This is a genomic window from Nitratireductor sp. GZWM139, assembly GCF_030068685.1.
Lineage (GTDB): Bacteria > Pseudomonadota > Alphaproteobacteria > Rhizobiales > Rhizobiaceae > Nitratireductor > Nitratireductor aquimarinus.
In genome coordinates, this window is the sequence record NZ_JAMQML010000001.1 from 295,305 (window position 1) to 310,929 (window position 15,625).

The window sequence follows — 15,625 nt, forward strand, 5'->3', positions numbered from 1 at the left end:
TTGCCAGCCACGGTTATGGAGTCTGCCCGATGCAAGCGCGCCTCTCGCGATGCGTTCTGATCCTTTGTCTTTCATCTGCGCCAGCGCTGGCGCAGGAAAACACCAGCTCCATCGCCCCCAATGTGGGAAGCCGGGTGCTGGAAGGATATGTCACGCCCACGCTGGCGCGCTTTCGCGAGGCGAGCGGGGCGCTTTCAGCCGCGCTTGGCGATGTTTGCGGCGCGCCGTCGGACAGCGGGCTTGTCGCCGTGCATCAGCGTTTTTCCGAGACGGTCTCTGCCTGGGGGCATGTTTCGGTTCTGCGCTTTGGACCTCTGGTGGCGGAAAACCGTTTCGAGCGTGTCTTCTTCTGGCCTGACCCGCGCGGCGTGACGCTGCGCCAGGTGCAGGGGCTTCTTGCTTCCGACGAACCACTGCCGCAGGATCTGGCAGCGCAGAGCGTCGCGCTGCAGGGCCTGCCAGCGCTCGACTATGTGCTCTTCGGCACGGGCGGCGACAAGCTGGCAGACGATGTGAGGCGCTGCGCCTATGCGCAGGCGGTGGCGGACAATGTGGCCGATATCGCAGGGGCGCTGGAGAATGGCTGGGCCGAGGGTACGGCCTTTCGGGCCTCGTTCACCGCGCCTGCGCCGGATCGTGATCCCTATCGCTCCAGCGCCGAAGTGGCGGGCGAAGTGGTGAAGGCGGCGGGCACGGCAATCGAATTCGCGCGCAATGCGGAGCTTCTGCCCGCGCTCGGCAAGAGCGTGGAGAAGGCGCGGGGCAAGCGCGCACCCTTCTGGCGCAGCGGCGAGACCTTCGCCTTCACCGCTGCCCAGATCGAGGGCGTGCAGCAACTGATCACGGCGGCGGGCTTTGTCGACGGCCCCTCCGGTCTGGTGAATGGCTATGGCGAGAGCATGAATTTCGACCTGGCGCATGCGCGCGACGCGCTCGAGGCTGTGGCGGGTGCGCCGGAAGCGGCATTCGGCGAGGAAGAGGATCGCGGGCGCATCACCTACGCGACCATCGCCATGGAGGGCGCGAAGCACACGCTCAATGGCGAACTCGCAGGGGCTCTGGGGCTGGTGATGGGGTTCAATGCGCTCGATGGAGATTGATCGCCGGACATTTCTCGCGCTCGCCGGCGCTGCTGCGGCCTTCAGGCCGGCGCTTGCCAGCGCTGCGGATGAAGCGCTGTTCCTTGGCGCGCGCCTCAATGGCGGTGCGTTCGAGGCGGCGGTGATCGACGCTTCCGGCCGTGACCGGCTGGTGCTGCCGCTGGAGGCGCGCGGACATTCCTTCGCCATCGATGCGCCGCGCCGCCGCGCCGTTGCGTTTGCGCGGTCGCCGGGGCGTTTCGCGGTGGCCTTCTCGGTCGATGGAACGGGCGAGCCCATCGCATTCGCCCCGCCGCCGGACCGCCATTTCTACGGTCACGGCGTCTTCACTCCGGATGGCCGGCTGCTTCTCGCCACGGAAAACGATTATGACGGCGAGCGGGGCGTCACCGGGCTTTACGATGCGAGCGCCGGATTTCGCCGCATCGGCGAGTTCGAGACTGGCGGCATCGGTCCGCATGAGGTGATTCTGCTGGCAGACGGCAAGACGCTGTGCGTTGCGAATGGCGGCATTCTCACCCATCCCGACTATGAGCGGGTGAAGCTGAACCTTGCCACGATGAAGCCGAGCCTTTCCTATGTGGATCTGGAGACGGGCGATCTTCTCGAGCAGGCGGAGCTTGCGCCGGAACTCCACAAACTCTCGATCCGCCACATGACGCTCGACCGGTTCGGCGCGGTCTGGTTCGGGGCGCAGTATCAGGGCGAGGACGATGCGCGCCCGCCGCTTGTCGGGCGGCATCGCCGGGGGCACGCGTTTGAGCTCTTTCCCGGTCCCGAAGCAACGCTGAAGAAACTCGACAATTATGTCGGTTCGGTCGCCATCGATGCATCCGGCGAAATCGTCGCCACATCGTCGCCGCGCGGCGGGCTTTCGGTGTTCTGGGATGCCGAGACCGGCCGATGCCTGGGCGAGCGCCAGCTCAAGGATGGCTGCGGTCTCGCGCCACTCTCGGGGCACCGTCTGCTTGGCACCAGCGGCCGTGGCGCAATCGTGCGGACAGGCCCTGACGCGGTGCTTGAAAGCGTTCGCGAGCCGCAGGCCAGCGCGCCAGCCTGGGACAATCACCTGCGCCGGATCTGAGCACTGGATGCAATTCCACCGGACCTCGTTTTCGACTTGCCGTTCTTTGGAGGGATGCTTATCTTCGCCTCGTTCTCAGGGCGGGGTGAAATTCCCCACCGGCGGTAAGCGGCACTGGCCGCAAGCCCGCGAGCGCTTTCCCATGACACTCGGGAAGGGTCAGCAGACCAGGTGAGACTCCTGGGCCGACGGTTAGAGTCCGGATGGAAGAGAACGCGCGATGTTTCGCTTGCCGTTTTCCGGCTGCGCTGCGTCGCACGTGATCGCCTTGGGTGACGTGTCTGTTGCAAAGGAGATCACGATGACACACACCCGCTATGCATTCATCAAGGCCAATTGGCACGCCGACATTGTCGACAGGGCGCTGGAAGGCTTTTGCGAACTGATTCCCGCCGAACAGGTGGATGTGTTTGATGTGCCGGGCGCATTCGAAATGCCGCTCGTGGCGCGCGACCTTGCGTCCTCCGGCCGTTATGCGGCGGTGGCTGCTGCCGCCTTCGTGGTGGATGGCGGCATCTACCGGCATGATTTCGTCGCGCAGGCCGTCGTGGACGGCTTGATGCGCGCCGGCATGGACACCGGTGTGCCGGTTCTGTCCGTGTCGCTGACACCGCACCACTATCAGCCGACCGAGCATCACACCGCGATCTATCGCGAGCATTTCGTCGAGAAAGGGCGTGAAGCCGCGCAGGCCGCCCTCATGATCGGCAAGACCCGGGCCGCACTGGCAGCCTGATTCTGAATGAAAAGAGGGGCGATCAGATCGCCCCTCAGTATTTGAAAAACATTTCTAAATCAGTCGATTATGCTTCTCATCTGATTCAGTTTCAGAGCTTCAGCGCTGATTGTGCGCCGCTGCCAGGGCCTCGGCAAAGGCCTGTTCAAAGACATCCATTTCGTTCTCCGGTCCGACACTGACGCGAATGCAGCGATCAAGGCCCGGCGTTGCCGGCTTGCGCACGAACACATCACGGTCGAGCAGGCCCTGCATGACCGCCACGGCAATGGCCTTGCCACCGCAGTCGACGGCCACGAAATTGGTGGCGGAGGGGACGCTTGTGAGCCCGTTTGCTGCCGCAATCGCTGCAATCCGGTCGCGGCTCGCGCTGATCTTCTTGAGCGTTTCCTGAAAATAGGCCTTGTCCTGAAGTGCGGCCAGACTGGCAGCCTGCGTGATGCCCGGCATGCCAAAGTGATTGCGGATCTTGTCGAAGGCGCGGATGGTCTGCGCTTCGCCAATGGCGTAACCGCAGCGCATGCCGGCCAGCGCATAGGCCTTTGAGAAGGTGCGCATGCGCAGCACATTGGGCCGGTCGGGCTCAAAGCGGGGCAGGGCGCTCGCCGGCGCGGTCTCGCCATAGGCCTCATCCAGAATGAGCATGCTGGTTTCAGGCAGCGATTCGATGAAGCGCTGAACCTCGTCGGCCTCCCACCATGTGCCCATCGGATTGTCGGGATTGGCGAAATAGACCAGCGGGGCCTTTTCGGCAAAGGCTGCATCCCGCAGCCCTTCGAGGTTCTCGTGATCTCCCGAATAGGGAACCGGCACGAGACGACCGCCAAAGCCGACCACATGATAGTTGAATGTCGGATAGCCGCCGAGCGAGGTGACGACAGGCGTTCCCGGCTCAATATAGAGACGGGCAATCAGGCCAAGAAGCCCGTCAATGCCTTCACCGACGACGATGTTCTCCGGCTTTACGCCGTGTTCCTGCGCCAGCGCCGCCCGCAGATCGCTGCTTTCGGGGTCGCCATACTTCCACACGTGATGCGCTGCGTTCTCCATGGCTTCGATCGCCTTCGGGGACGGACCAAAACCATTCTCATTGGCGCCGAGACGTGCACGAAAAGGCCGTCCGGCTGCGCGCTCCTGGGTTTCAGGGCCGACAAACGGAACGGTGGAGGGGAGGGATTCTGCAAGCGGCGTAAGCGGTGGGCGTATTGTCATGGGACGGTATGTGTCTGCTCTCTTGGTCTTGTCGAATGCAGAGACCCTACAGCATGCCCGTCACAAGAGAAAACGCTTTCGCAGTCCTTCAATTGTACCAGAAATGAAAAAGGCCCGGCAAATGCCGGGCCTTTCCCAAAACACCGTAACTTCTGATTAGAAGTTGCGCTGGAAGCGAACGAAACCGCTCCAGTTGTCGTCCGGCAGACCTGCGGAAGCCGGAGCGTCGATATTGGTGTAGTTGACTGCGAGCTTCGCGTCGAAGTTCTCAACGATCTCGTAATCAACAGTCAGACCGGCGTTGATGACGTCAACGTCGCCGCCCCAGACTGCTGCCGGAAGGTCATGACCAACCTTGTCGTAGTACTGTGCACCGAGCGAAGCTTTCAGCTTCGGGGTGAACTTGTAGCCTACGAGGCCACCGATGGACCACTGCGAACCGAAGCGGATCGTGGACGGAATGCCGAGGCCATTCAGGTTGAACGGATCGGTCGAGTAGAAGTTCATGCCGCTTTCGTAGATGGCCATGGCTTCGGCGAACACGCGCTCGGTCAGGTCAGCCTTGATGATGCCCTTAAGAGCGAACTCTTCTGCGGTCGCATCGTAAGCAGCGTAGAAGTCTGCCGTGCCCCAACCCTGAGCAACGCCAACCTTACCGACGAAGTTCGGCGTGTAATCGTAGTTGGTGTCAGCTTCTTCGAGAGCGAGCGTGGCGGTGAAGCCATTGCCACCTGCGAAGGTGTAATTGATGAAGTGAACGCGATCACCACCACCGTTGTCAAACTCACCCGAGATGGATGCGTCGTACAGCGTGTCGGAGAGACCCATGGAGAGGCCGCCGAGCGAGATGATTGCCTGCTGCAGGCCAACGCTCGAACCAACGCCAAGCGAAAGCGCATCGCCGTCGTTTACGCCCGGAGCCGGAAGCGGACCGACGATGGTGCCCCACGGCGAAGCAGGATTCGTGTAGCCAGCGTGGTTGCTGTCCGCACGAAGCTTGATGAATGCACCGAGCGTGCCGTATTCGGTCTCGGAGCGAGCGTCGATGTTCAGCTCACCGCGAGCGAACTTCTTCCAACCGTCATCGTTCTCGTCCCAGTTGATCTGGTAACGGACCATGCCGCCGATCTTCAGGCAGGTTTCGGTGCCCGGGATGTAGAAGAAGCCTGCGCCGTAGACGTCGCAAACGCGAACGTATTCCATCGGCTCCGGCTCGGGAACGATGATCGGGTCGGCTGCTTTTGCGCCGGTGGCAGCAGCTGCGAGAGCTGCGGAGCCGATGAGAAGGCTCTTGAGTTTCATGTTCTGACCTCCAGTCAAAGTTCTAAATGCGGGTCTGGGTATTTTTGCTGAAGGACAGCGTTCCCTGCCCCATCCCCAAGAATTGAAAAGTTCACGCTCTCGCGTCCCCTTTCCGAGCCTGACATTACTCATGGGGCCGCCGGGTTCAACCGCGATTACGCGGCAAGGCCCCCTGGTGACCTTCTATCCGGAATGGCTGTTGCACAAATGACACGATCTGGGCCGCCGGGTAAGGCTTTCTTAACACTTGGAGCCCGGATGAGCCCATAAGCGGGCGGTGTAGTGGGGGATTTTACTGTGTTTGGGAGACGAATCGTGGGGAATCCGGAATGGAACGCCTGGCCGAACCCTTGTTTGATTCTCTGACGACTCTCCGGGCAACTGGCGACATCGGCGCTCTGCGCTGACCACGATGTGGAATTTCTCTATAATAAAGCATGGAAATTCGAATGCCGTATTGATTGTCGGTCCGGTTTTCTTTATCCAGCGTCTCGCCGGAGAGGTGGCCGAGTGGTCGAAGGCGCTCCCCTGCTAAGGGAGTAGACCCCAAAAGGGTCTCGTGGGTTCGAATCCCATCCTCTCCGCCATTTTCCCTTAGCTTTGACAGTCCACCCAACAATTCAGACAAGCCGCACTTCGCGGTGATGGCCACCGACGCAGGTCGGATCCCGCCTCGTTTCCCTTGTTCTCGGGCATTTTTGCTTCCTCCGGTCTCATGATTCTGACTGGAGGTCAGAACATGAAACTCAAGAGCCTTCTCATCGGCTCCGCAGCTCTCGCAGCTGCTGCCACCGGCGCAAAAGCAGCCGATCCGATTTTCGTTCCCGAGCCGGAGCCGATGGAATACGTTCGCGTTTGCGACGTCTATGGTGCCGGCTTCTTCTACATCCCGGGCACCGAAACCTGCCTGAAGATCGGCGGCTATGCCCGCTATCAGATTGACTGGTCGGATAGCGATGATTCGAACTTTGCCGTTATGGGCGGCACGCTCTCCGCAAATTCGCTGAGCACTGATTCCGGTGGCTGGCGTAAACTGGCGCGCGCCAATCTGACGATCGATGCCCGGNTATGCCCGCTATCAGATTGACTGGTCGGATAGCGATGATTCGAACTTTGCCGTTATGGGCGGCACGCTCTCCGCAAATTCGCTGAGCACTGATTCCGGTGGCTGGCGTAAACTGGCGCGCGCCAATCTGACGATCGATGCCCGGTCGGAGACCGAATACGGCACGCTCGGCGGCTTTTTCGAGTTGCGCGCCGATGCCTATTCGGGTGTTTCCCGCCTCGGCATGCCTTCCGGCACGGCGCCGTTCTCGCTTAACGGGATCACGCGTGGCACTTATCTGAACCAGGCCTACATCACGCTTGGCGGTTTCTTCCTGGGCTACAAGGCCACGATCTTCGATCAGGGTCTTAGCGGCGAGTATGATGCCGGCGGCTTCGATGGCTCAATTCACACGCTGGGTTACACCTTCGTGCCGGGCAATGGTGTGTCGGTTTCGCTGGCTCTGGAAGAGAACGACTACAACTACGATTACACGCCCAACGTGGTCGGCAAGCTGGGCGTCGCGCAGGGTTGGGGTTCGTTCGACGCCTTCGTAGCCTATGACGCGACGGCCAAGGAGTGGGGCGTCAAGGGCTTCGCAAGCATCAATGCGACCGATCAGCTTACGCTCGAACTGCTGGCAACCTACTTCTCCGATCCGAGCCTCTACAGCAATGGCTATGACTACTCGCTCGGCGGTCATCTGAAATACGCGGCAACCCCCAAGCTGGCGGTTGGCTTCGGTGGCCAGTATCTCGGCGACAAGCACGGTTCCAGTGCAGACGACTGGGCCGTTGGCGGCGTCATCGACTACGAGCTGGTCGAAAATCTCGATACCAAGATCGCCGTGAACTACAAGGATGGCGACAGCTACAAGGACGGCGCGTTCAGCGGGTTCTTCCGCATCACGCGGAGCTTCTAAAGGTACCGTATCAGGTGAATGCCATTCCCCGGCGGCGCGTTCCGCTGGGGAATGGCTTTGAAGATATCGTGGGTGGCGGGCGCTTCGATCAGTGCAAAGTGCTTGTGGTGACTGGGTTTTGCGACATCTTCGTGCAGGCTCTCTGAAGAGTGGGTTTGCCAGTTCCGTTCAAAAAAGACCGGGTAAGAGAACGGTCGAACGTCGCCGGGGCTATACGGGGCGAACGGATAAACAAATGCAAATGTAAATTCTCTGGACTGCCGGGTAGTATCGGTGGTGTCTCCGACAATCGGAGATTGTGTATATTGGGGAACTGGAAGAATCTTGCTCTGTTAGACTCCTTTGGAAGTCGGGACAAAGTTGGATCGACAGGAATGAACCGCGCCCGGGACGCATACTGACATGGGGGATGTCAGCCGTCTTGAAGGAGCATGGGGCGTTCCAGGAGAGGGCTACTCTGTCACGTTCGACAGTGAGCGGCTCCGGCTTGTCTCTGAATTCAGCCTGAAGGAGCTCTTTGCAAAGTATGGCGACATACTTTGGGAGCCTGGCTCGCACAAATACAATGTCACCTTCTTTATCGGGGAGCTGGATGAGCTCCTGATGGGGAAGCGCTTCAGCACATTCGGGCAGGATGCCCTTGATGCGTTGATCGGGAAATTGCGCGCTCGCGGAAACAGCAATGCGACCATCAATCGAAAGATGGCCGCGCTGAGCAAGCTTCTGCGGAAAGCGCATAAAATGGGTGACATTCACAGCCTGCCCGAATTTCGACGTCAGAAAGAGCGCTCCGGACGCATCCGCTTTCTCTCGTGGAGCGAAGAGGAGATGCTTTTCGCCGCGATCCGACGCCGCAGCGAAGATGCCTGGCGGCTTTCTGTCTTTCTGGTGGATACGGGGTGCAGGCTGGGCGAAGCCATCGGGCTGACCTGGAACGACGTGCAGGGCGGACGCGCGAGCTTCTGGATCACAAAATCCGCGCGTGCGCGCTCCGTGCCGCTGACGGCGCGTGCGCAGAACGCTGCCGGTGTCCGGAAAGAGGGGCGGGAAGGGCCGTTCGCCATGTTGCGACAGGCCCAGTTTCGCACCATCTGGAATGAAGCCAAGGCAGAGGTGGGACTCTCACAGGATACGCAGGTCGTGCCGCATGTGTTGCGCCACACATGTGCGTCGCGTCTTGTGCAGGGCGGTATTGATCTGCGCCGGGTGCAGATGTGGCTTGGCCACCAGACGCTGACAATGACCGTGCGCTATGCGCATCTGGCGACCGGCGATCTCGACCCCTGCGTCGACGTTCTGGAGCGATGCTCCTGCGGCAAGATCACGACGGCCAGCTAGGCTCTGGTCCTGTGCCGGTGTGTTGGGGAGGGTGCTATCGCGGTCGGTGGGGGGCTTTATCCAGAGTGTCGCGGTGCTTTTTCGGCCTGATCGACAAAGGCTGCGATTTTTTCCGGCAAATCATCGGTTTCGAGCAGTGGTGCGTGTCCCTGTCCGGGAACGACAATGGACTGCATGTCAGGATGCCGGGTTTCCATCTCGCCCAGTGTTTTCATGGAGAGAAGACGCGAATTCTCACCGCGCACCGCAAGTAGCGGAATGCCGGTCAGGCCGGAAAAGAGCGGCCAGAGCTCCGGAAGCGGGCGATCCAGATCGATTTCCTTGAGCGGTTTGACGAGTTTTGGATCGAAATCCGCCAGAAGACGCCCGTTTTCCTGCCGATAGAGCGCACCGGTAAAGCGTTCCCAGTCTTCATCCGAAAGGGCGGAAAAGGCATCGCCATGGATGGTTTTCTGGATCTCAATCGCTTCTTTGAGTGTGGCCGGTTTGGGCGCGCGTTGCAGATAGGAGCGGATCTGGGCAAGACCGTCTCCTTCCACCACCGGGCCGATATCGTTGAGAACAACTGCCTTCAAAAGGGCAGGCCGTGAAGCGCTGAGCGCCATGATAATCAATCCGCCACGCGAGGTGCCGATGAAGGCCGCGTGTTCGACGCCCAGAACGGCAAGGCCGGCGGTGATATCGGCGGCCTCAATGGCCACGTCATAATGACGCCAGTCCGGGTCGCGGTCGGACAGGCCGCGTCCGCGATAGTCGAAGGTGACAACCTTGCGCGGTTTCGGGGCATCGGTCGCGAGGAAAAGGGCGAGCGGGTGGAAGTCCCGCGCATTGCGTGTCAGGCCGGGAAGGCAAACCACGGGCAGGCCGGGATTGTTTTCACCATAAACGCGAGCGTGAAGTTTCAGGCCATCCTGCGCCGTGTAGTAGACATCGCGAAAATCTTCTTCCGACACAGCTTCCCTCGAATGTCGCCTGTTTGCTGTTTGTATCAGACGGTTGGCGCATTGATCAGAGTCTCGATCAGCCGCCGACCGTCAGATCCTTTTCGATGTCGAACCGGCCGGTCAACTGCATCTTGTAGATCTGCAGATTCTCCATCACCCGTTGAACATAGTTGCGTGTTTCCGAATAGGGAATGCGTTCGATCCAGTCGACGATCTCCTCCACCGGTTTTCCGCGTGGATCACCATAGCGGCCCATCCATTCCGTGGCGCGGCTCGGACCGGCATTGTAGCCGGCGAAAGTGAGGATGTAGGAGCCGTTGAAGCGCGCGAGCTGCTCTTCCAGATAGGCTGCGCCAAGCGTCACATTGTAGGTGGGGTCTGCCGTCAGGCGGGCGCGGGAATAGGGCAGGCCGCTCTTGCGCGCCATTTCCTGTGCCGTTGCAGGCATGAGCTGCAGGAGGCCGCGCGCTCCGGCGGGCGAGACGGCTGCGGCGTTGAACTCCGTTTCCTGCCGGGCAATGGCGTAGGCGAGGGCCTGCCGGGCAGACGGGATGGAGGCGGCGTCCGGGATTGCGCCGACCGGATGGGCAAGTGCGCCGATGTCCAGTCCGCGCCCGGCTGCGATCTTGCCGACGCGCAGCGCCGTTGTGTAGTCGCCTCGGTTTGCCGCCATATTGGCCAGAAGCGCCAGCTCGCCCGGATTGTCGAGCTGTTGTGCGAGTTTCCGGTAAAGGCTGCCAGCGCGCCATGCATGGCTTGTCTGTTCCAGGCTCTTGATGGCGCGCACCATCTCGCGGGCAAAAAAGTGCCGCCGGTCGTCGTCCCGGGGGGCAGGCGCATCGGCTGCAAGCTTTGATTGCCCAAGCCGGGCCGTCGCCAGCTGCCCGTAGAAGGTCGCGCCGAAGCGCGCTGCCTCTTTATAATGGGCGTCCGCATCCCCGGAGCCGCCGGCATCTGCCGCGCGGCCGAGCCAGTAATGCGCTCTGGCGTTGGAAATCGGCCCTTCGGCGATTTCGGCGATGCGCGTGAAATGCTCTGCCGCCTTTTCAGGCCTGTCGAGCATGCGCAGTGCATACCAGCCGGCATGGAACTCCGCATCGGCTGCCCGCGAAGGGCTTTCGGCCGCATGGTTCGCCGCGACCTTATAGGCCGTTTCCGCGTCATCGATATCCAGAAGCTCGCGGGAGAGGACGCGTCGCTCCACCCACCATTCATCCGGGTCGATCAGGCTTTGCGCATCCTGCGGCGCGGTCAGCATGACCTTTGCAGCCTCGTCGAACCGGCCGCTGCGGCGCAAATAACGGGTTTTGGCGAAAAGATACCCGGCGCTCTGCTGCGCCTCGGGCACGGCGTCGAGCAGCTCTTCCGCATTTTTCTCGCCGCGAATGACCGCCGCCCATGCCCTGGTCAGTTCCACACCGCCGGCGCGTTCTGCGACGCGTTCGGCGGAGCGTATGCGCGCATTATAAAGCATCTGCTCCATCCGCACCCGGTGGTCGGCGGTTGAAAGCAGGGTGTCGAACTCTTTCATGAACGCTGTTTCGCGCGCCGCATCGAGTTTTGCCTCGCGCCAGAATGTGGATACCAGCGCACGCGCCTTGTCTTCCTGCGATAGCGCCAGATGCGCGCGGGCAAGCGCCACCGTTCCCTCAAAGGTTCGGGGCGGCATGTCTCCAAGCAGGGCGACGACCACATTGGGGCGCTGATTCTCGCGATAAAGCGCCCGCTCGCTGTGATCGCGCAGGGTGAGCATGCCGGGCCAGCCGGCGAGGTCGCCGGCAGTCTTGGCAATTTCGGCGCTGGACAGCGTGTCGCTGGCGGAAAGAACCAGAGACCAGCTCAAAATGCGGCGCTCGAGCCCGTTTTCCGTCATGCTGTTGCGCAGGGTGCGCGCCGTTTCGGGATCTCCGGTCGAGATGGCGTCCAGTCCCGCGATCATGGCGCGCATGTCGGTCGACTGACCGGTTTCGCCGTCCACGACATTGGGGCGCACGGTTGCACGGGTCAGCGCGTCAATCACGGCGCTGGGCGCAGTTGCTGCATCGGGACGCGCAAAGGGGATGGGCGCCATTTCGGGCAAAGACTGGGCCTGCACGATTGTCGAAACGGAGAGGAGAAGCAGCGGGACAAGCGCGGCTGATGTCTTCATGCAAAAAGCACCCGAACAGGTCGACCAGAGGTCCGACGATAATGAACCAGCGTGGACGCTGTTTTTTCCGGCGAGACGGGCCCGACCCCGTCCTGCTGAAGCAAACATGCCACTCAGGTCGGATTCTTGCGGGCAAGAGATGGCAAGACTATGGTGCGCCGCGACATCTTCGGCTAGAAGCATCCGTCGGCGGTTCTGGCCGTCATAATTGCATCCAATCTCATTCAGGAGTTCGACATTATGTTCAGGGGGTCTCTCACAGCGCTTGTGACACCGTTTGCCAAAGATGGCAGCCTGGACAAAAAAGCGTTTCGCGAACTCGTTGAATGGCAGATTGCCGAAGGCACGACGGGTCTTGTTCCGGTCGGCACCACGGGCGAAACGCCCACGCTGACGCATGAAGAGCATCGCGAAGTGGTCCAGATCTGCGTCGAGACGGCTGCCGGTCGCGTTCCGGTGATCGCAGGCGCAGGGTCCAATTCCACCCGCGAGGCCGTTGCGCTGGCCAAGTTCGCCGAAGAGGTGAAGGCCGACGCAGCACTGGTGGTCACGCCGTATTACAACAAGCCGACGCAGAACGGTCTCTATGAGCATTTTGCGACGGTGGCGCGTTCGACGAGCCTGCCGATCATCATCTACAACATTCCGCCGCGTTCGGTGATCGACATGTCGCCCGAGACCATGGGCCGGCTGGCGAAGGACTTTGCCAATATTGTCGGTGTGAAGGACGCAACGGCGAAGGTCGACCGCGTTTCAGAGCAGCGTCTCACCTGCGGCAAGGACTTCATCCAGCTCTCCGGCGAAGATGCGTCGGCTCTGGGCTTCAACGCACATGGCGGCGTCGGCTGCATTTCTGTGACGGCCAATGTTGCGCCGCGCCTGTGCGCGGAGTTCCAGGCAGCAACGCTTGCCAATGACAAGGAAAAGGCCCTTGAGCTGCAAGACCGGCTGATGCCGCTGCACAAGGCTATCTTCATCGAGCCGGGCCTGTGCGGTGCGAAATATGCGCTGTCGCGTCTCGGGAAGGCTGAAAATCGGGTCCGCCTGCCGCTCGTGCCGATCGAGGCTTCCACCGCGGCGGCCATCGACGCAGCCATGCAGCACGCAGGCCTGCTGAAGTAGAGCATTTTGCAGCCGGGCAAATACGCCCGGCGTCGCACAAATGCGGTGAAACAAACGGGCATTCTTCTGCCCGCTGGAAGGCGGAAGCGCTGATGAGCGCTTCCGGCGCATTTGGGACACATGGCGAAAGACAAGAATCCGAACGTTCAGACGATTGCCGAAAACCGCAAGGCGCGCTTCTCCTATGAAGTGCTGGACACGCTGGAAGCCGGCATTGTTCTGACGGGCACCGAAGTGAAGTCGCTGCGCGAAGGGCATGCGAACATCCAGGAAGCCTATGCCTCGATAGAGGACGGCGAATGCTGGCTGATCAACTCGTATATCCAGGAATATTCCGCCGGCAACCGGTTCAACCATGAGCCGCGGCGCAAGCGCAAACTGCTGATCTCCAAGCGGGAACTCTCAAGGTTCGCCCAGTCAATCGAGCGGGAGGGCATGACCCTCGTGCCTCTCAAGCTCTATTTCAACGAGCGCGGGCTGGCCAAGCTCCAGGTCGCCGTGGCGCGCGGCAAGAAGCTGCACGACAAGCGCGAGACTGCCAAGAAGCGCGACTGGAACCGCGAAAAGGCAAGGCTCCTGAAGCAGAGCGGTTGATCCGCATACTGCCGCAGAAGCGTTTCGCCATCAGAATCTAATTATCGAGAAATTCGCGTATATCGCGGAAAACGCTGACGAACATGTCTTCGGTCAGGCGGCCGGTGTTCGTGTTGTAGCGCGAGCAGTGATAGCTCGAGAATATGGAAAAGCCGGCGACTTCCTGGCGCGCGCCATGCGCGAACTTGTGTGCCGCGACGCGGCCGCCAAGGGCGCGCACGGTTGACTGATGCGCGATCACGCCGAGCGTCAGAATGGCCTTCATGTTTTTGAAGCGCTTCATCGTGGGGGCGAAAAAGTGTTCGCGGCAGGTGTTTATTTCCGAACCCACGGGCTTGTTTTCCGGCGGCACGCAGCGCACGGCATTAACGATTGCCGCATCGATGAGGGTGAGGCTATCGTCTGGGCGCGCCTCATACTCTCCTTCGGCGAAACCAAAGCGTTTCAGCGTGCTGTAGAGGAGGTCGCCGGCGTAATCGCCGGTGAAGGGGCGGCCGGATTTGTTCGCGCCGCGCAGGCCCGGTGCGAGGCCGACAATCAGAAGCGAGACATTGTCGTCACCGCCTTTGGGAAGAAAAGCCGGGACCGGCGCGTTGTGCCACTCGGGCTCCTTGACGCGCCAGTCTGCGATGAACTGGTGCAGGCGCGGACAAAGCGCGCAATCACGCGGCGGCTCGGTGGCCTGCGCCGGAACAGTGCTCATAGATCGTCGAACGTCTCGTCATCTTCAGGATCCGCCTTGCGGGAAGGCCGCTCGCTTGTCGCACGGCCAACTTCGTCGCGCAATGAGGAGAGATCGATGAAATTGTCCGCCTGACGGCGAAGATCGTCAGCGATCATCGGCGGCTGAGACTGGATGGTGGAAACGACGCTGACCTTGCGGCCCTTGCGCTGAAGAGCCTCGACCAGCGTGCGGAAGTCACCATCACCGGAGAAGATCACGTAATGATCGACCACGTCGCACAGCTCGAGCGCATCGATTGCCAGCTCGATGTCCATGTTGCCCTTGATCTTGCGGCGACCTGCGGAGTCGGTGAACTCCTTGGCCGGCTTGGTAACGACCTTGTAGCCATTGTAATCCAGCCAGTCGATCAGCGGGCGAATGGACGAATACTCCTGATCCTCCACCAGAGCGGTGTAGTAGTAGGCGCGCAGCAGGTAGCCGCGTTCCTTGAAGCTGCTCAGGAGCTTGCGGTAATCGATGTCGAACCCTAATGCCCGCGATGTGGCATACAAATTTGCGCCATCAATGAAGAGCGCTATCTTTTCCCGTGGATCGAACATCGTCAAATTTCCTGTTTCAAAAAAGGTTGGCGCACAAAACGAAAGCGTCGCGCCGGAAGGTGCCCAAAAAGCTATCTCTTATGAGGAAATAGCGCTGAACTATGATAGTTCCAACCAATATATAAATTCGTCATAATTACAAGCTGTGGGCTGGCGCGCCGGCTGCCATCACCGCGCCGCAATTGCGTGTTGATCGGAAAGCAAGCGTTGCGTCTCGGCCTTGAATTTTTCGGGCTGGCAGGGTATTGACGCGCTGGATTTCCTTGCAGATTTACGCATGAAAGGGGCACTGAATGGCCCGTGTGACCGTTGAAGACTGTATCGACAAGGTCGATAACCGCTTTGATCTCGTGCTCCTGGCGAGCCACCGCGCCCGCCAGATTTCGCAGGGCGAAGCAATTACCGTGGACCGCGACAACGACAAGAACCCCGTTGTCGCCCTGCGCGAGATCGCTGACGAGACCCTGTCTCCGGGCGACCTCAAAGAAGATCTGATTCACTCGCTGCAGAAGCATGTCGAGGTTGACGAGCCGGAAGCCGATCTCCCGGAGATCAGCGAGCCGTCCGCCGAGGCTGTGGAAGCAAGCGCAGAGCAGCCGGAGGAGGAGATTTCCTTCGACCGCATGAGCGAAGAAGATCTGCTCGCCGGCATCGAAGGCCTCGTGCCGCCGGAAAAAAGCGACGATTTCTGATCGACACGAATGTTCGGCATGGCAATCTCTTCCTTGCCGGAACATTCCTGCCTATCTTAAACATGCGCCGTGCACCTCGCGGCGCATGTTTTGCTTTGCGT

Annotated in this window: 14 protein-coding genes, 1 tRNA gene, 1 pseudogene and 1 riboswitch; of the genes and pseudogenes, 10 read left to right on the top strand and 6 right to left on the bottom strand. The window is 60.7% G+C overall.

What is annotated here, in order from left to right:
• The first annotated feature begins 29 nt into the window (after positions 1-29).
• The 3 genes from NDI72_RS01365 (at position 30) to NDI72_RS01375 (ending at position 2,920) form a co-directional block, all read left to right on the top strand.
• Entirely contained in the window at positions 30-1,100 is a 1,071-nt protein-coding gene (locus NDI72_RS01365) for an imelysin family protein (protein ID WP_283799343.1), read from the top strand.
• Positions 1,081-2,184, top strand: coding sequence for a DUF1513 domain-containing protein (locus tag NDI72_RS01370; RefSeq protein WP_502888363.1), 1,104 nt, complete (start codon positions 1,081-1,083; stop codon positions 2,182-2,184). Before NDI72_RS01365 ends, NDI72_RS01370 begins: the two co-directional genes overlap by 20 nt.
• A 67-nt stretch (positions 2,185-2,251) precedes the next feature.
• Positions 2,252-2,403: riboswitch (FMN riboswitch) on the top strand.
• 82 nt (positions 2,404-2,485) lie between these two features.
• Complete coding sequence (locus NDI72_RS01375; RefSeq protein ID WP_283799345.1) at positions 2,486-2,920, top strand: 6,7-dimethyl-8-ribityllumazine synthase; 435 nt, start codon at positions 2,486-2,488, stop codon at positions 2,918-2,920.
• Between the two features lie 99 nt (positions 2,921-3,019).
• Here NDI72_RS01375 and NDI72_RS01380 read toward each other — a convergent pair whose 3' ends face one another.
• Positions 3,020-4,132, bottom strand: coding sequence for a pyridoxal phosphate-dependent aminotransferase (locus tag NDI72_RS01380; protein WP_283799346.1), 1,113 nt, complete (start codon positions 4,130-4,132; stop codon positions 3,020-3,022).
• Positions 4,133-4,288: 156 nt separating this feature from the next.
• Positions 4,289-5,434 carry a porin gene (locus tag NDI72_RS01385; RefSeq protein ID WP_283799347.1) on the bottom strand — a complete coding sequence of 382 codons (1,146 nt, stop codon included), beginning with the start codon at positions 5,432-5,434 and terminating at the stop codon, positions 4,289-4,291.
• A 496-nt stretch (positions 5,435-5,930) separates the two neighbouring features.
• On the opposite strand from NDI72_RS01385, the gene NDI72_RS01390 reads away from it, so the two are divergent.
• The 4 genes and pseudogenes from NDI72_RS01390 to NDI72_RS01405 all read left to right on the top strand — a co-directional run bounded on the left by NDI72_RS01390 (position 5,931) and on the right by NDI72_RS01405 (position 8,739).
• Positions 5,931-6,021 (top strand) — tRNA-Ser (locus NDI72_RS01390).
• 152 nt (positions 6,022-6,173) lie between these two features.
• Positions 6,174-6,500 (top strand): annotated as a pseudogene (locus NDI72_RS22030) (porin); the annotation flags it as partial.
• A gap of 55 nt (positions 6,501-6,555) precedes the next feature.
• Positions 6,556-7,401: a porin gene (locus tag NDI72_RS01400; RefSeq protein WP_502888366.1), complete on the top strand. Its 846-nt coding sequence runs from the start codon at positions 6,556-6,558 to the stop codon at positions 7,399-7,401.
• Between the two features lie 402 nt (positions 7,402-7,803).
• A complete protein-coding gene (locus NDI72_RS01405) occupies positions 7,804-8,739 on the top strand; it encodes a tyrosine-type recombinase/integrase (RefSeq protein WP_349632264.1) in 936 nt (311 codons plus the stop codon).
• 56 nt (positions 8,740-8,795) lie between these two features.
• On the opposite strand, the gene NDI72_RS01410 is transcribed toward NDI72_RS01405, so the two are convergent.
• Complete coding sequence (locus NDI72_RS01410; protein WP_283799349.1) at positions 8,796-9,692, bottom strand: alpha/beta fold hydrolase; 897 nt, start codon at positions 9,690-9,692, stop codon at positions 8,796-8,798.
• Between the two features lie 67 nt (positions 9,693-9,759).
• A complete protein-coding gene (locus NDI72_RS01415) occupies positions 9,760-11,832 on the bottom strand; it encodes a lytic transglycosylase domain-containing protein (protein ID WP_283799350.1) in 2,073 nt (690 codons plus the stop codon).
• Between the two features lie 240 nt (positions 11,833-12,072).
• Between NDI72_RS01415 and dapA the strand changes: the two genes are divergently transcribed.
• Positions 12,073-12,954 (top strand): 4-hydroxy-tetrahydrodipicolinate synthase, encoded by an 882-nt coding sequence (dapA, locus tag NDI72_RS01420; protein ID WP_206546606.1) that lies wholly within the window; start codon positions 12,073-12,075, stop codon positions 12,952-12,954.
• A 120-nt stretch (positions 12,955-13,074) separates the two neighbouring features.
• Complete coding sequence (smpB, locus tag NDI72_RS01425; protein ID WP_113154659.1) at positions 13,075-13,548, top strand: SsrA-binding protein SmpB; 474 nt, start codon at positions 13,075-13,077, stop codon at positions 13,546-13,548.
• A 37-nt stretch (positions 13,549-13,585) separates the two neighbouring features.
• Here the strand turns inward: smpB and NDI72_RS01430 are convergent, their stop codons facing one another.
• Both NDI72_RS01430 and NDI72_RS01435 read right to left on the bottom strand, forming a co-directional pair.
• Positions 13,586-14,251, bottom strand: coding sequence for a uracil-DNA glycosylase (locus NDI72_RS01430; protein ID WP_206546607.1), 666 nt, complete (start codon positions 14,249-14,251; stop codon positions 13,586-13,588).
• Positions 14,248-14,832: a LabA-like NYN domain-containing protein gene (locus NDI72_RS01435; protein ID WP_113154661.1), complete on the bottom strand. Its 585-nt coding sequence runs from the start codon at positions 14,830-14,832 to the stop codon at positions 14,248-14,250. Before NDI72_RS01435 ends, NDI72_RS01430 begins: the two co-directional genes overlap by 4 nt.
• A 293-nt stretch (positions 14,833-15,125) precedes the next feature.
• On the opposite strand from NDI72_RS01435, the gene rpoZ reads away from it, so the two are divergent.
• Positions 15,126-15,524: a DNA-directed RNA polymerase subunit omega gene (rpoZ, locus tag NDI72_RS01440; protein ID WP_113154662.1), complete on the top strand. Its 399-nt coding sequence runs from the start codon at positions 15,126-15,128 to the stop codon at positions 15,522-15,524.
• Positions 15,525-15,625: the final 101 nt, after the last annotated feature.

What these genes read in the sequence shown, in the direction of transcription:
- NDI72_RS01365 (WP_283799343.1), top strand. Translation starts at nt 30, where the DNA reads ATGCAAGCGCGCCTCTCGCGATGCGTTCTGATCCTTTGTCTTTCATCT.
- NDI72_RS01370 (WP_502888363.1), top strand. Translation starts at nt 1,081, where the DNA reads ATGCGCTCGATGGAGATTGATCGCCGGACATTTCTCGCGCTCGCCGGC.
- NDI72_RS01375 (WP_283799345.1), top strand. Translation starts at nt 2,486, where the DNA reads ATGACACACACCCGCTATGCATTCATCAAGGCCAATTGGCACGCCGAC.
- NDI72_RS01380 (WP_283799346.1), bottom strand. Translation starts at nt 4,132, where the DNA reads ATGACAATACGCCCACCGCTTACGCCGCTTGCAGAATCCCTCCCCTCC.
- NDI72_RS01385 (WP_283799347.1), bottom strand. Translation starts at nt 5,434, where the DNA reads ATGAAACTCAAGAGCCTTCTCATCGGCTCCGCAGCTCTCGCAGCTGCT.
- NDI72_RS01400 (WP_502888366.1), top strand. Translation starts at nt 6,556, where the DNA reads ATGGGCGGCACGCTCTCCGCAAATTCGCTGAGCACTGATTCCGGTGGC.
- NDI72_RS01405 (WP_349632264.1), top strand. Translation starts at nt 7,804, where the DNA reads ATGGGGGATGTCAGCCGTCTTGAAGGAGCATGGGGCGTTCCAGGAGAG.
- NDI72_RS01415 (WP_283799350.1), bottom strand. Translation starts at nt 11,832, where the DNA reads ATGAAGACATCAGCCGCGCTTGTCCCGCTGCTTCTCCTCTCCGTTTCG.
- dapA (WP_206546606.1), top strand. Translation starts at nt 12,073, where the DNA reads ATGTTCAGGGGGTCTCTCACAGCGCTTGTGACACCGTTTGCCAAAGAT.
- smpB (WP_113154659.1), top strand. Translation starts at nt 13,075, where the DNA reads ATGGCGAAAGACAAGAATCCGAACGTTCAGACGATTGCCGAAAACCGC.
- NDI72_RS01430 (WP_206546607.1), bottom strand. Translation starts at nt 14,251, where the DNA reads ATGAGCACTGTTCCGGCGCAGGCCACCGAGCCGCCGCGTGATTGCGCG.
- NDI72_RS01435 (WP_113154661.1), bottom strand. Translation starts at nt 14,832, where the DNA reads ATGTTCGATCCACGGGAAAAGATAGCGCTCTTCATTGATGGCGCAAAT.
- rpoZ (WP_113154662.1), top strand. Translation starts at nt 15,126, where the DNA reads ATGGCCCGTGTGACCGTTGAAGACTGTATCGACAAGGTCGATAACCGC.